Annotated in this window: 13 protein-coding genes; all 13 read left to right on the top strand. The window is 57.8% G+C overall.

The genetic code is table 11. From position 1 onward, the window contains the following. Nucleotides 1–258: 258 nt before the first annotated feature. The 13 genes from ilvI (at nucleotide 259) to murG (ending at nucleotide 15,169) form a co-directional block, all read left to right on the top strand. Nucleotides 259–1,983 carry an acetolactate synthase 3 large subunit gene (gene ilvI / locus AC2CF9_RS09560; protein WP_484556840.1) on the top strand — a complete coding sequence of 575 codons (1,725 nt, stop codon included), beginning with the start codon at nucleotides 259–261 and terminating at the stop codon, nucleotides 1,981–1,983. 2 nt (nucleotides 1,984–1,985) lie between these two features. After that, entirely contained in the window at nucleotides 1,986–2,477 is a 492-nt protein-coding gene (ilvN, locus tag AC2CF9_RS09555) for an acetolactate synthase small subunit (protein WP_039382558.1), read from the top strand. A 197-nt stretch (nucleotides 2,478–2,674) separates the two neighbouring features. Next, nucleotides 2,675–3,685, top strand: coding sequence for a catabolite repressor/activator (gene cra, locus AC2CF9_RS09550; protein WP_039382560.1), 1,011 nt, complete (start codon nucleotides 2,675–2,677; stop codon nucleotides 3,683–3,685). 485 nt (nucleotides 3,686–4,170) lie between these two features. Next, complete coding sequence (gene mraZ / locus AC2CF9_RS09545) at nucleotides 4,171–4,629, top strand: division/cell wall cluster transcriptional repressor MraZ (protein ID WP_039382563.1); 459 nt, start codon at nucleotides 4,171–4,173, stop codon at nucleotides 4,627–4,629. A gap of 2 nt (nucleotides 4,630–4,631) precedes the next feature. Next, nucleotides 4,632–5,573, top strand: coding sequence for a 16S rRNA (cytosine(1402)-N(4))-methyltransferase RsmH (rsmH, locus tag AC2CF9_RS09540; RefSeq protein ID WP_039382565.1), 942 nt, complete (start codon nucleotides 4,632–4,634; stop codon nucleotides 5,571–5,573). Continuing rightward, on the top strand, nucleotides 5,570–5,890 hold the full coding sequence (ftsL, locus tag AC2CF9_RS09535) for a cell division protein FtsL (RefSeq protein ID WP_039382567.1): 321 nt from the start codon (nucleotides 5,570–5,572) through the stop codon (nucleotides 5,888–5,890). Before rsmH ends, ftsL begins: the two co-directional genes overlap by 4 nt. Nucleotides 5,891–5,906: 16 nt before the next feature. Further along, on the top strand, nucleotides 5,907–7,673 hold the full coding sequence (locus tag AC2CF9_RS09530; RefSeq protein WP_039382568.1) for a peptidoglycan glycosyltransferase FtsI: 1,767 nt from the start codon (nucleotides 5,907–5,909) through the stop codon (nucleotides 7,671–7,673). Continuing rightward, nucleotides 7,660–9,147 carry a UDP-N-acetylmuramoyl-L-alanyl-D-glutamate--2,6-diaminopimelate ligase gene (murE, locus tag AC2CF9_RS09525; protein WP_484556839.1) on the top strand — a complete coding sequence of 496 codons (1,488 nt, stop codon included), beginning with the start codon at nucleotides 7,660–7,662 and terminating at the stop codon, nucleotides 9,145–9,147. The genes AC2CF9_RS09530 and murE overlap by 14 nt, the downstream gene beginning before the upstream one ends. Beyond that, on the top strand, nucleotides 9,144–10,505 hold the full coding sequence (gene murF, locus AC2CF9_RS09520) for a UDP-N-acetylmuramoyl-tripeptide--D-alanyl-D-alanine ligase (protein ID WP_484556838.1): 1,362 nt from the start codon (nucleotides 9,144–9,146) through the stop codon (nucleotides 10,503–10,505). The genes murE and murF overlap by 4 nt, the downstream gene beginning before the upstream one ends. Beyond that, nucleotides 10,499–11,581 (top strand): phospho-N-acetylmuramoyl-pentapeptide-transferase, encoded by a 1,083-nt coding sequence (gene mraY, locus AC2CF9_RS09515; protein WP_039382574.1) that lies wholly within the window; start codon nucleotides 10,499–10,501, stop codon nucleotides 11,579–11,581. The genes murF and mraY overlap by 7 nt, the downstream gene beginning before the upstream one ends. A gap of 2 nt (nucleotides 11,582–11,583) precedes the next feature. Next, nucleotides 11,584–12,900 (top strand): UDP-N-acetylmuramoyl-L-alanine--D-glutamate ligase, encoded by a 1,317-nt coding sequence (murD, locus tag AC2CF9_RS09510; RefSeq protein ID WP_150017965.1) that lies wholly within the window; start codon nucleotides 11,584–11,586, stop codon nucleotides 12,898–12,900. Continuing rightward, nucleotides 12,900–14,114 carry a cell division protein FtsW gene (gene ftsW / locus AC2CF9_RS09505; RefSeq protein ID WP_039382578.1) on the top strand — a complete coding sequence of 405 codons (1,215 nt, stop codon included), beginning with the start codon at nucleotides 12,900–12,902 and terminating at the stop codon, nucleotides 14,112–14,114. Before murD ends, ftsW begins: the two co-directional genes overlap by 1 nt. Then, a complete protein-coding gene (gene murG / locus AC2CF9_RS09500) occupies nucleotides 14,111–15,169 on the top strand; it encodes an undecaprenyldiphospho-muramoylpentapeptide beta-N-acetylglucosaminyltransferase (RefSeq protein WP_484556837.1) in 1,059 nt (352 codons plus the stop codon). Before ftsW ends, murG begins: the two co-directional genes overlap by 4 nt. Nucleotides 15,170–15,239 lie beyond the last annotated feature (70 nt).

Raw genomic sequence — 15,239 nt, 5'->3', positions numbered from 1 at the left:
AGAGGCTTGCGTGTCAGAGAACGCACGTCACAGGCCCTGGCGGTTTGCAGCCCGCAGGCTCTGCGGTTATGGTAATCGTCCTACTCTCAAAAGAATTCATTCAGGTAGATTCCCGATATCTGGAAGGCGGAAATGAATTCCTTCTTCTGAGCATAAACATAAGATTTTGATCTTAATTGGCGATAAGGGAACAGATGCGACACCGTGCGCTGGACAGCGCTGCCCGTCGCGGCTGTTCCTGACGCCTGGAGGCAGAAAATGGAGATGTTGTCAGGAGCCGAAATGGTCGTCCGTTCGTTGATCGATCAGGGCGTAAAGCAGGTATTCGGTTATCCGGGCGGAGCAGTGCTCGATATCTATGATGCGCTGCAGACGGTCGGTGGAATTGACCATGTACTGGTGCGTCACGAACAGGGCGCAGTGCATATGGCAGATGGTCTGGCGCGGGCAACTGGCGAAGTTGGCGTGGTGCTGGTGACGTCTGGCCCGGGGGCGACAAATGCCATCACCGGTATCGCAACCGCCTATATGGATTCGATTCCGCTGGTGATCCTGTCAGGCCAGGTGCCCTCATCGCTGATTGGCTATGATGCGTTTCAGGAGTGTGACATGGTCGGTATCTCCCGACCGGTGGTCAAACACAGCTTTCTGGTAAAGAGCACGGAAGAGATCCCCACTGTACTGAAAAAGGCATTCTGGCTGGCGGCCAGCGGACGCCCTGGCCCGGTGGTAATCGATCTGCCTAAAGATATCCTTAATCCGGTAAACAAGCTGCCGTATGCCTGGCCGGAAAGCGTCAGCATGCGCTCTTATAATCCGACCCTGCAGGGCCATAAAGGTCAGATCAAGCGCGCGCTGCAGACGCTGCTGGCTGCGCATAAACCGGTAATCTATGCCGGTGGCGGGGCGATCACGTCAGGATGCGAAGCGGAACTACGCCAGCTGGCTGAGCAGCTTAACATCCCGGTAACCACCTCGCTGATGGGGCTGGGCGCATTTCCCGGGACGCACCGTCAGTGCGTCGGCATGCTGGGCATGCACGGCACGTATGAAGCCAACATGACGATGCACAACGCCGATTTGATCTTCGGCATCGGCGTACGCTTTGACGATCGCACCACCAACAATCTGGCAAAATATTGCCCGAATGCCACCATCATGCATATTGATGTGGATCCGACATCTATTTCAAAAACGGTCAGCGCAGATATTCCGATCGTTGGCGATGCCAGACAGACGCTGGTGCAGATGCTGGAGCTGCTGGCGCAGAGCGAAAGGCAACAGCAGCACGACAGCCTGCGCGACTGGTGGCAGAACATTGAAACCTGGCGCAGCCGTAAGTGCCTGGAGTTCGATCGCAGCAGCGATAAAATCAAACCGCAGGCGGTGATAGAGACAATTGCGCGTCTGACGGGCGGCGAGGCTTACGTGACCTCTGATGTCGGACAGCATCAGATGTTTGCTGCGCTCTACTATCCGTTTGACAAGCCGCGTCGCTGGATCAACTCCGGCGGCCTTGGCACTATGGGCTTTGGCCTGCCGGCTGCGCTGGGCGTGAAGATGGCGCTGCCGGAAGAGACGGTGATCTGCGTCACCGGCGATGGCAGTATCCAGATGAACATTCAGGAGCTGTCGACAGCGCTGCAGTACGATCTGCCCGTGCTGGTGCTCAATCTGAACAACCGTTTCCTCGGCATGGTGAAACAGTGGCAGGATATGATCTATTCCGGGCGCCATTCACAATCCTATATGGAGTCGCTGCCCGATTTTGTCCGCCTGGCTGAGGCGTATGGCCATGTCGGCATCGCTATCCAGCATCCGGCCGAGCTGGAAGAGAAGCTGCAGCTGGCGCTGGATACGCTGGCAAAAGGGCGACTGGTGTTTGTGGATGTCACCGTTGATGGCAGCGAGCACGTCTATCCGATGCAGATTCGGGGCGGCTCAATGGATGAAATGTGGTTGAGCAAGACGGAGAGGACTTAATTATGCGTCGTATTCTATCGGTGCTGCTGGAGAATGAGTCAGGCGCCTTGTCCCGCGTGGTCGGACTTTTCTCCCAGCGCGGTTATAACATCGAGAGCCTGACCGTTGCGCCCACCGACGATCCTACTCTGTCGCGCATGACCATTCAGACCGTGGGCGATGAAAAAGTGATTGAGCAGATTGAGAAGCAGCTGCATAAGCTGGTGGATGTACTGCGCGTCACTGAACTGGGGCAGGGTGCTTACGTTGAGCGTGAGATCATGCTGGTCAAAATTCAGGCCAGCGGCTATGGCCGTGAAGAAGTGAAACGCAGCGCGGAGATTTTTCGCGGGCAGATTGTTGATGTCACACCGACGCTTTACACGGTTCAGCTGGCAGGCACCAGCGATAAGCTGGATGCGTTTCTCAACAGCGTACGCGAAGTGGCAGAGATTGTTGAGGTGGCACGTTCAGGTATCGTTGGCGTATCACGCGGCGAGCGAATCATGCGTTAATCCCGCGCCGTTATCACCGCACTTCACTCTAACCCGGCGTAATGCCGGGTTTTTTTATTTTATGCGCCGGCTTTGTTTGCTGATGAAAAGCGGTTGCTCAGGCTGGTTTTCTGCGGTTAGATGTAACAAAGATTTTATCCACAGCTACGTTGCGGATATCTCCGCCAGCTCTGGCTTATCGACATGAAGGTGTTATCGTGAAACTGGATGAAATTGCGCGTCTGGCCGGCGTCTCGCGTACCACCGCCAGCTATGTGATCAATGGTAAAGCGCGGCAGTATCGTGTCAGCGACAAAACGGTTGAGAAAGTGATGGCGGTGGTGCGCGAGTATAACTACCACCCCAATGCGGTCGCTGCAGGCCTGCGTGCAGGGCGCACGCGCTCTATCGGACTGGTGATCCCCGATCTCGAAAACACCAGCTACACGCGTATTGCTAACTATCTGGAGCGTCAGGCGCGCCAGCGCGGCTATCAGCTGCTTATCGCCTGTTCAGAAGATCAGCCTGATAACGAGATGCGCTGTATCGAGCATCTGCTGCAGCGTCAGGTCGATGCCATCATCGTCTCTACTTCGCTGCCGCCGGAGCACCCGTTCTACCAGCGCTGGATAAACGATCCGCTGCCGATTGTCGCGCTGGATCGTGCGCTGGATCGTGAGCACTTTACCAGCGTTGTCGGTGCCGATCAGGATGACGCACGCGCGCTGGCGGCTGAATTGCGTCAGCTCCCGGTGAAAAACGTGCTGTTTATGGGGGCGCTACCGGAGCTTTCCGTGAGTTTTCTGCGTGAAATGGGCTTCCGCGAAGCCTGGCAGGATGATGAGCGTTCAGTCAGTTACCTCTACTGCAACAGTTTTGATCGCGCGGCTGCGGCTGCCCTGTTTGAGCGCTATCTGGATGAAAATCCCATGCCTGATGCGCTTTTTACCACATCATTTGGTCTGCTGCAGGGGGTAATGGATGTGACGCTGAAACGAGAAGGGCGGTTGCCAAAAGATCTGGCGATCGCCACGTTTGGCGATCACGAATTACTCGATTTCCTTGATTGTCCGGTACTGGCGGTGGGGCAGCGTCATCGCGACGTTGCAGAGCGAGTTCTGGAGCTGGTGCTGGCGTCTCTTGATGAGCCCCGCAAACCCAAGCCTGGGTTAACGCGCATTCGCCGTAACTTATTTCATCGCGGCCAGTTAAGTCGCCTGACAAAATGAGTTAGCGGACGCGATGATGCCCGCCATTTATTCCCTATCTGGCGGGCAATTAATTATCTGACGTAAAAAAGCGTAAATCACAGCCATTAATTTTCACAAAACAGCGATCAATTTAATCCTGCTGGATAAAAGTTAGTCACTTTAATCCCTGCCAGCAGGCGCTTGCGCTGGGCTTCCGTTCAGAAATCCCCTAAAATGCCGCCGCTGTCGCATAACCCTGCGCTACTGCACTTAAGCCAAATCTGAATCAAATTTAATCATGTCTGAAGCAGGCAGATATTTTTATACTGTTATTCATCGGTTTAATTTTACTTTGCCATTCCTCGCGCTTTTTTATTTCGCTTTCCGCTTATTTTTCCGGGATGTAAAGAGTGATATTCACCTGCCGTTGCGGCTTGACAATGTTTTCATCGGCTCCGTAAACTCGTTTCGTGGTAAAAAGTGGGATAAAGTGGTGAAAACGGTAGCTGAGGAGTCAGGCTGGCATGTTCCGCGGGGCAACGTTAGTCAATCTCGACAGTAAAGGGCGGTTAGCGGTTCCGGTACGCTATCGTGAATTACTGCTCGCAGAGTCTCAGGGTCAGATGGTCTCTACTATCGACCTGCATCAGCCCTGCCTGCTGCTTTATACCCTGCCCGAATGGGAAATTATTGAGAAAAAACTGGCTCGCTTATCCAGTATGAATCCGGCAGAGCGACGCGTACAGCGTCTGCTGCTCGGACATGCCAGCGAATGCCAGATGGATAGTGCAGGCCGGCTGCTGCTGGCAAATACTCTAAGGCAGCATGCGGGACTGAAAAAAGAAGTGATGCTGGTTGGGCAGTTCAACAAGTTTGAATTGTGGGATGAACAGACCTGGTATCAACAAGTCAGGGATGATATTGACGCAGAACATTCAGCTCAGGAACCTCTATCTGAGCGGTTGCAGGACTTATCGCTATAGCTATGCAGGAAAATTTTAAACATACCACGGTGCTGCTGGATGAGGCGGTAAACGGCCTTAATATCAGGGAAGACGGCATTTACATTGACGGCACCTTTGGTCGCGGTGGCCACTCACGCCTGATCCTTTCGCAGCTTGGCGAAAATGGACAGCTGCTGGCCATCGATCGCGATCCGCAGGCAATCGCGGCCGCCGCTGAGATTAACGATCCGCGCTTTTCTATCGTGCACGGTCCTTTTTCAGCGCTGGCAGACTATGTCGACGCGCGCGGGCTGACCGGGAAAATCAGTGGCGTCCTGCTGGATCTGGGCGTCTCCTCACCGCAGCTGGACGACGCCGAGCGCGGCTTTTCGTTTATGCGCGACGGGCCGCTGGACATGCGTATGGATCCCACGCGGGGTCACTCTGCCGCTGAATGGCTGCTGCAGGCAGAAGAAGCTGATATCGCTTTTGTGCTGAAAACATACGGCGAAGAGCGTTTCGCGAAGCGCATTGCACGCGCTATCACAGAGCGTAATCGGGAGCAGCCGATGACGCGCACAAAAGAGCTGGCTGAAGTCATTGCCGCCGCGACGCCGGTAAAAGATAAATTTAAGCACCCGGCGACGCGCAGCTTTCAGGCTATTCGTATCTGGATCAACAGTGAGCTGGAAGAGATTGATACCGCCCTCAAAGGCGCGCTTTCTGTTCTGGCTCCGGGTGGCCGTTTATCCATCATCAGCTTCCACTCTCTTGAAGATCGCCTGGTGAAGCGTTTTATGCGCGATCAAAGCCGTGGTCCGCAGGTTCCGGCGGGAATTCCGATGACGGAAAGCCAGCTGAAAGCGCTGGGCGGACGCGAGCTGAAAACGCTGGGCAAGCTCATTCCGGGCGAAGCAGAGGTGCGGGAAAACCCGCGCGCGCGCAGCTCGGTGCTGCGTATTGCTGAAAGGACCGCGCCATGATTGGCAATGAGCGGCACAGTCTCCCCGGCGTCATCGGCGGAGACCTGCTGCGCTTTGGCAAAATCCCGGTGTTGTTGCTGATTGCCGTACTGGTCTCTTCGGTACTGGTCGTGACCACAACGCACAAAACGCGCCTGCTAACGGCGCAGCGTGAACAGCTGGTGCTGGAGCGCGATGCGCTGGATATTGAATGGCGCAACCTGATTCTGGAAGAGAACGCGCTTGGCGATCACAGCCGGGTAGAGCGGATCGCAACCGATAAGCTGCAGCTGCGGCACGTTGATCCTTCTCAGGAAAATATTGTGGTGCAGAAATAAGGAATCGCAGACCTCAATGAGCGGCGCAGGCAAAACGCTGAAGTTAAAAAAACAGGAAGATAAGGCCAGCTTTGTAAGCTGGCGTTTTGCTTTGCTGTGCGGCTGTATTTTACTCGCGCTGGGCGGGCTGCTGTCGCGTGTCGCCTGGCTACAGGTGATCAAGCCCGATCGGCTGGTTAAAGAGGGCGATTTGCGCTCGCTGCGCGTGCAGGAAGTGCCGACGGCGCGCGGCATGATCAGCGATCGCGCCGGGCGTCCGCTGGCGGTCAGCGTACCGGTCAATGCTATCTGGGCCGATCCTAAAGAGCTGATTGGTCACGGCGGCGTCACCCTTGATAGCCGCTGGAAAGCGCTCTCAGATGCGCTGTCGATCCCGCTGGATCAGCTGGCCGCACGCATCAATGCCAATCCCAAAGGACGCTTCATCTATCTGGCGCGTCAGGTTAATCCGGCCATTGGCGACTATGTGAAAAAACTGAAGCTGCCGGGTATTTATCTGCGCCAGGAGTCGCGCCGCTACTATCCGGCCGGTCAGGTCACTGCGCATCTGATTGGTTTCACCAACATTGACGGACAGGGCATCGAAGGGATTGAGAAAAGCTTCGATAAATGGCTGACCGGTGCGCCAGGCGAGCGTACGGTGCGTAAAGATCGCTTCGGGCGCGTCATTGAAGATATCTCGTCGGTCGACAGCCGTGCCGCACACAATCTGACGCTGAGTATTGATGAGCGGCTGCAGGCGCTGGTCTATCGTGAACTCAACAATGCGGTCGCCTTTAACAAAGCAGAGTCGGGCACGGCGGTGCTAGTCGATGTCAGCACGGGCGAAGTGCTGGCAATGGCAAACAGCCCCGCCTACAACCCGAATAACCTCAGCAATACGCCAAAAGATGTCATGCGTAACCGCGCCATCACCGATATTTTTGAGCCGGGCTCAACGGTGAAGCCTATGGTGGTAATGACCGCCCTGCAGCGCGGGGTGGTGAAAGAGAACAGCGTACTAAACACCGTGCCATATCGCGTAAATGGTCATGAGATCAAAGATGTGGCGCGCTATAACGAACTGACCCTGACCGGGGTCTTACAGAAGTCGAGTAACGTCGGGGTTTCACGTCTGGCGTTAGCGATGCCCTCCTCAGCGCTGGTAGATACTTACGCGCGCTTTGGACTGGGAAAACCGACCAATTTGGGGCTGGTCGGGGAAAGCAGTGGCTTATACCCTCAAAAACAACGGTGGTCTGACATAGAGAGGGCCACCTTCTCTTTCGGCTACGGGCTAATGGTAACGCCGTTACAGTTAGCGCGAGTCTACGCAACGATTGGCAGCTACGGCATCAATCGTCCTCTCTCCATTACCAAAGTGGATCCGCCAGTTGCGGGTGAGCGCGTCTTTCCGGAGAACCTGGTCAGAACGGTAATGCATATGATGGAGAGCGTGGCGCTGCCTGGCGGCGGCGGGGTAAAAGCCGCTATCAAAGGGTATCGCATTGCGATTAAAACCGGCACCGCGAAAAAGGTCGGTCCCGATGGCCGCTACGTCAATAAGTATATCGCCTATACCGCCGGTGTGGCACCAGCCAGCCAGCCGCGTTTTGCGCTGGTCGTGGTGATTAACGATCCACAGGCCGGCAAATATTATGGTGGTGCAGTCTCTGCGCCGGTGTTTGGCGCCATCATGGGCGGCGTATTGCGCACCATGAATATTGAGCCGGACGCGCTGCCTGTCGTGGATAAAAACGAATTAGTGAAGAACAGAAGTGAGGCATCAAGTGACAGATCGTAACCTGCGCGATTTACTGGCCCCCTGGGTGGCCGGCGCGCCGGCGCGTCCCCTTCGTGACATGACGCTGGACAGCCGCGCGGCGGCGGCCGGCGATCTGTTTATCGCCGTAGCGGGCCATCATGCGGATGGCCGGCGCTTTATCCCGCAGGCCATTGCGCAGGGCGTTGCCGCCGTGATTGCCGAAGCGGAAGGCGAGGCCAGTGACGGCGATATCCGTGAACTGCACGGCGTGCCGGTGATCTATCTGGCGCAGCTGCCGCAGCGACTCTCCGCGCTGGCGGGACGCTTTTATCAGCAGCCGGGCAGCAAGCTGAAGCTGGCAGGCGTTACCGGGACGAATGGCAAGACTACCACCACCCAGCTGATTGCGCAGTGGGCTAACCTGCTGGGTGAGACGGGCGCGGTGATGGGTACCGTGGGTAACGGCCTGTATGGTCAGCTGCTGCCAGCAGAGAATACCACCGGCTCGGCCGTTGAGGTTCAGCATATCCTGCACGACTTAGTGGGGCAGGGCGCCACCCTGGCAGCGATGGAGGTCTCGTCGCATGGCCTGGTACAGCACCGCGTGGCGGCATTACCGTTTGCTGCTGCGGTATTTACCAATCTAAGCCGCGACCATCTCGACTACCACGGTGACATGCAAAGCTATGAGTCAGCCAAGTGGCTGCTCTTTTCTGAACATCAGATCGGTGACGCAATTATCAACGCTGATGATGAGACCGGCTATCGCTGGCTGCAGCAGCTGCCCGATGCGGTCGCGGTGACCATGGCAAACAACCTGCCATCCGGCTGGCACGGGCGCTGGCTCCATGCCACTGAGGTCGTATATCACGACGGTGGCGCACGCGTGCGCTTCAGCTCCAGCTGGGGAGATGGCACCTTTGACAGCCGCCTGATGGGCGCCTTTAACGTCAGCAATCTGCTGCTGGCGCTGGCCACGCTGCTGACGATGGACTATCCGCTAAAGAGTTTAGTGGCAACCGCTGCAGACCTGCAGCCGGTATGCGGACGCATGGAAGTATTCAGTGCACCGGGCAAAGCCACCGTTGTCGTGGATTACGCGCACACCCCGGATGCGCTGGAGAAAGCGCTGGAAGCGGCGCGCCTTCACTGTAAGGGCCAGCTCTGGTGCGTATTCGGCTGCGGCGGCGATCGCGACAAAGGCAAACGTCCGCTGATGGGGGCGATTGCGGAACAGTTTGCTGACGTGGTGGTGATCACCGATGACAACCCGCGCAGCGAAGATCCCGCCGCGATTGTGGACGATATTCTGACCGGACTGCTCGACCCGGGTCGCGCACGCGTCGTGCCTGGCCGGGCGCAGGCGGTGACCAGCGCCGTGATGCAGGCAAAAGCTGAAGATATCGTGCTGGTCGCCGGCAAGGGACATGAAGATTATCAGATTATCGGCAATCGTCGTCTCGATTACTCGGACCGCGACACCGTCGCCCGACTGCTGGGAGTAATGGCATGATCCCGATTACGCTGCAAACGCTGGCTGACATCAGCGGCGGTACGCTGCACGGCAGCGATGCGACCCTGCATGAAGTCACGACCGACACCCGAAAAGTCACCGCAGGCTGCCTGTTTGTGGCGCTGGTGGGTGAGCGTTTTGACGCGCACGACTTTGCTGAGCAGGCGATGAACAGCGGGGCGCAGGCGCTGCTGGTGAGCCGGCAGTTACCGGTTGCGCTGCCGCAGGTGGTGGTGGCTGATACGCGTATTGCGTTCGGCCAGCTTGGTGCCTGGGTACGTCAGCAGTCGACTGCGCGCGTCGTGGCGCTGACCGGCTCATCGGGTAAAACCTCAGTGAAAGAGATGACGGCGGCGATTTTACGCCAGTGTGGCGAAACGCTCTACACCGCCGGTAACCTGAATAACGACTACGGCGTGCCGATGACGCTGCTGCGTCTGACCGCGGCACACCAGTACGCGGTGATTGAGCTGGGTGCTAATCATCAGGGCGAAATCGCCTACACCACGGCGCTGGTACAGCCGGAGACCGCGCTGGTCAACAATCTTGCAGCGGCGCATCTCGAAGGTTTTGGTTCACTGGCAGGCGTGGCGAAAGCCAAAGGCGAAATCTTTGCCGGTTTACCGCTGCACGGCACGGCGATTGTAAACGCCGACAGTCACGATCTCGCGAACTGGCAGCCCTATTTTGCCGGCAGAACGCTGTGGCACTTTTCGCCGCAGCCGCTGACTGATGCGGAGTTTCGCGCCAGCGATATCGTACTGCGGCCTGACGTGACCTGCTTTACGCTGCACACGCCGCGTGGAGATATCGCTATCGAACTGCCGCTGCCGGGCCGCCATAATATTGCCAACGCGCTGGCCGCCGCGGCACTGGCCCTGTCGGTCGACGCGCCGCTGACCGCCATCCAGTCTGGCCTGAAAACGCTGCAGCCGGTGCCGGGACGCCTCTTCCCGGTGCGCCTCTCGGCGACGCAGCTGCTGCTGGATGACAGTTATAACGCAAACGTGGGGTCGATGACGGCCGCCGCGCAGGTGCTGGGTGAGATGCCTGGCTTCCGCGTTATGGTGGTGGGCGACATGGGTGAGCTGGGCGAGGAAGCGGAAGCGTGCCACCGTCAGGTGGGTGCCGCAGCACAGGCTGCCGGCGTGGATGCCGTGCTCAGCACCGGTCAGCTCAGCCACTTTATCAGCGACAGCAGCGGCAGAGGCCAGCATTTTGCCAGCAAAGCCGCACTGATCGACCATCTGCAGGTGCTGCTCGTGCAGCATCCTGAGATCACTATTTTAGTTAAAGGTTCACGTAGTGCCGCCATGGAGCAGGTAGTACAGGGACTGAAGGAGAAAGGAACATGCTAGTCTGGCTGGCCGAACATCTGGTCGCATTTTATTCCGGTTTTAACGTCTTTTCCTATCTGACGTTTCGCGCCATTGTCAGCCTGCTGACCGCTCTGTTTATCTCATTATGGATGGGACCGCGCCTGATCGCCTGGCTGCAGAAGCTGCAGATTGGCCAGGTGGTACGTAATGATGGCCCGGAGTCGCACTTCAGCAAACGCGGCACGCCGACCATGGGCGGCATCATGATCCTGACATCAATTACCATCTCCGTACTGATGTGGGCCTATCCTTCCAATCCCTATGTCTGGTGTGTACTGGTGGTTCTGCTGGGCTTTGGCGCCATTGGCTTTGTTGACGACTACCGTAAAGTGGTGCGCAAAGATACCAAAGGACTTATCGCGCGCTGGAAATATTTCTGGATGTCGGTGATCTCACTCGGCGTGGCATTTGCGCTGTTTGTGGCTGGCAAAGATACGCCTGCCACGCAGCTGGTGGTGCCCTTCTTTAAAGATGTGATGCCGCAGCTGGGGCTGTTTTATGTGGTGCTGGCCTACTTTGTCATTGTGGGCACCGGCAACGCCGTGAACCTCACCGATGGTCTCGATGGCCTGGCGATTATGCCAACGGTGTTTGTCGCTGCCGGTTTTGCGCTGGTCGCCTGGGCAACCGGCAACGTGAAGTTTGCTGAATATCTGCATATCCCTTATCTGCGTCACGCGGGTGAGCTGGTCATTGTCTGCACCGCGATTGTCGGGGCCGGGCTCGGGTTCCTGTGGTTTAACACCTATCCGGCACAGGTTTTCATGGGTGACGTCGGGTCACTGGCGCTGGGCGGCGCGCTGGGCACGCTGGCAGTGCTGCTGCGTCAGGAGTTTCTGCTGGTGATTATGGGTGGCGTGTTTGTGGTTGAAACGCTGTCGGTGATCCTGCAGGTCGGCTCCTTTAAACTGCGCGGTCAGCGTATTTTCCGTATGGCGCCTATTCACCACCACTATGAACTCAAGGGCTGGCCGGAACCGCGCGTTATCGTGCGCTTCTGGATTATTTCGCTGATGCTGGTGCTGATTGGCCTGGCAACGCTGAAGGTGCGTTAATCATGGCTGACTATCGGGGCAGAAACGTTGTCATTATCGGGCTGGGTATTACCGGCCTCTCCTGTGTCGATTTCTTCCTGGGGCAGGGCGTTACGCCACGCGTCATGGATACCCGTCTCTCACCGCCAGGCCTGGATAAGCTGCCGGAGCAGGTAGCGTGTCATACCGGCAGTATCAACAGCGACTGGCTGCTGGCCGCCGATCTGATTGTCGCCAGCCCCGGCATCGCGCTGGCGCATCCGGCGCTGAGCGAAGCAGCGGACGCCGGTATTGAGATCGTGGGAGATATTGAGCTTTTCTGCCGCGAAGCGCAGGCGCCGGTGGTGGCCATCACCGGCTCCAACGGTAAAAGCACGGTCACGACGCTGGTGGGTGAAATGGCCCGCGCAGCAGGCTGGGCGGTGGGCGTGGGCGGCAACATCGGCTTGCCGGCGCTGACGCTGCTGAAATCGCCCGCGCAGCTCTATGTGCTGGAGCTCTCCAGCTTTCAGCTGGAAACAACCCACAGTCTGAAAGCAGCGGCTGCCACGATCCTCAACGTGACCGAAGATCATATGGATCGCTATCCACTGGGCATGCAGCAGTATCGCGCCGCCAAGTTACGTATTTATGAAAACGCGGCGATTTGCGTCGTTAATGCCGATGATGGCATGACTATGCCGGTGCGCGGCGCCGATCGGCGCTGTATCAGCTTTGGTGTCGACCTGGGCGATTATCACCTGACCCGGCAGCAGGGCAGTACCTGGCTTCGTGCGCACGGTGAAAAGATCCTGAACACTGCTGAGATGAAGCTGGTGGGGCAGCACAACTACACCAACGCGCTGGCTGCGCTGGCGCTGGCAGATGCCGTGGCTATCCCGCGCGCGTCGAGCCTGAAAGCGCTGACGACCTATAGCGGTTTGCCGCACCGCTTCCAGTTAGTGCATGAAGCGCGCGGAGTGCGCTGGATCAACGACTCTAAAGCTACCAACGTTGGCAGTACCGAAGCGGCGCTGCAGGGATTACAGGTAGCGGGTACGCTCTGGCTGCTGCTCGGCGGCGACGGCAAGGGCGCGGATTTCTCGCCGCTGGCGCGCTATCTGCAGGGCGATAATATCCGCCTGTTCTGTTACGGCCGCGATGGTGATGCGCTGGCTGCGCTGCGGCCAGAGGTGGCGACACGTACCGAAACGCTGCAGCAGGCGGTCGCACAGATTGCGGCGGCGGCTCAGTCTGGTGACATGGTGCTGCTTTCTCCCGCCTGTGCCAGTCTCGATCAGTTTCGCAATTTTGAGCAGCGCGGCGATCTCTTCGCGCAGCTGGCGAAGGAGTCTGGCTAATGCGTATACCCGGAACCGCCATTGCCAGTTTCCTCTCCGTGCGTCTGCGCGACTGGGTTATGGGCGCACGCGATGGCGACGACGCACCGGTGGTGCTTTACGATCGCACGCTCTTATGGCTGACGTTTGGTCTGGCTATTATCGGATTTGTGATGGTGACGTCCGCCTCCATGCCGGTAGGACAGCGTCTGAACGACGATCCCTTCTACTTTGCCAAGCGCGATGCGTTCTATATTCTGCTGGCACTCGGTATGGCGCTGGTCACCCTGCGTATTCCGATGGATTTCTGGCAGCGCTACAGCAACGCCATGCTGGTGGCGTCCGTGCTGATGCTGCTGATTGTACTGGTCGTAGGCAGTTCGGTTAACGGGGCATCGCGCTGGATTGCACTGGGGCCGCTGCGTATTCAGCCAGCAGAACTCTCAAAGCTCTCGCTGTTCTGCTATCTCGCCAGCTATCTGGTGCGCAAAGTGGAAGAGGTACGCAATAACTTCTGGGGATTCTGTAAGCCGATGGGCGTGATGGTGATCCTCGCCGTACTGCTGCTGGCGCAGCCGGACCTCGGGACGGTGGTCGTACTGTTTGTGACCACGCTGGCGATGCTGTTTCTCGCGGGTGCCAAACTGTGGCAATTCCTTGCGATTATCGGCTCCGGTATCTTTGCCGTGGTGCTGCTGATTATCGCTGAACCCTATCGTATGCGCCGCGTCACCTCGTTCTGGAATCCGTGGGAAGATCCGTTTGGCAGCGGTTATCAGCTGACGCAGTCGCTGATGGCGTTTGGCCGCGGTGAATTCTGGGGACAGGGACTGGGTAACTCAGTGCAAAAGCTGGAGTATCTGCCGGAGGCGCACACCGATTTTATCTTCTCGATAATCGGTGAGGAGCTCGGTTATGTCGGTGTGGTTTTAGCCCTGTTAATGGTATTCTTCGTCGCTTTTCGCGCGATGTCGATTGGCCGTCGCGCCCTTGAGCTGGACCAGCGTTTTTCCGGCTTTCTCGCCTGCTCAATTGGCGTCTGGTTTAGCTTTCAGGCACTGGTTAACGTCGGCGCGGCAGCCGGTATGCTGCCGACAAAAGGCCTGACGCTGCCGCTGATCAGCTACGGGGGATCGAGTCTGATTATTATGTCGACCGCCATCGTATTTTTACTGCGTATCGATTATGAAACGCGCCTGGCGAAAGCGCAGGCGTTTACCCGAGGTGCCCGATGAGTAGCAAACGGCTGATGGTCATGGCTGGCGGAACCGGCGGACATGTGTTTCCCGGTCTGGCAGTGGCACATCATCTGATGGAGCAGGGCTGGCAGGTACGCTGGCTGGGAACGGCTGACCGGATGGAAGCGGATCTGGTGCCGAAACACGGTATTGAGATCGACTTCATCCGCATCAGCGGACTGCGCGGTAAAGGGATCAAAGCGCTGCTGCTGGCTCCGGTACGGATTTTCAACGCCTGGCGTCAGGCGCGCCGTATCATGAAACAGTGGCAGCCCGATGTGGTGCTGGGCATGGGCGGCTATGTCTCCGGGCCGGGTGGTCTGGCGGCATGGAGCTGCGGTATCCCGGTCGTGCTACACGAACAGAACGGCATCGCCGGACTCACCAACAAGTGGCTGGCAAAAATTGCCACCAAAGTGATGCAGGCGTTTCCCGGGGCGTTCCCTGCGGCGGATATTGTCGGTAACCCGGTGCGCACCGATGTGCTGGCGCTGCCGTTGCCGGCTGAACGCCTGCGCGATCGCAGCGGTCCGCTGCGGGTACTGGTCGTTGGCGGCAGTCAGGGCGCACGGATCCTGAACCAGACGCTGCCTCAGGTCGCCGCCGAACTGGGCGACGCCATTACCCTCTGGCATCAGACCGGCAGAGGCGGCCAGGCAATAGTGCAGCAGGCGTATCAGGCGGCGGGTCAGCCGCAGCATAAGGTTACAGAATTTATTGACGATATGGCCGCTGCTTACGCCTGGGCGGACGTAGTGGTATGTCGCTCAGGTGCGCTGACGGTGAGCGAAATTGCTGCAGCAGGTCTGCCGGCTATTTTCGTGCCGTTTCAGCATAAAGATCGCCAGCAATACTGGAATGCGCTGCCGCTGGAAAACGCGGGCGCGGCCAGAATTTTTGAGCAGCCGCAGTTTACTGCGGAAGGGGTGGCGGAGACGCTGCGCCAGTGGGACCGTGCAACGCTGCTGACCATGGCTGAACAGGCTCGTCAGGTCGCGATTCCGGATGCCACCGAACGCGTTGCCCGCGAAGTGGCGCGCGCTGCAAAGTAAATTTTCGGGCCTGATGAATAGGCCTGCATCCGTATGCGGATGCGAACAGGAAAACAGGTAACAGAGAGCG

The organism is Pantoea sp. SYBGC1, from assembly GCF_057197005.1.
Note: the sequence above shows the minus strand (reverse complement) of the source record. Positions and strands in the feature narration are given on the sequence as shown.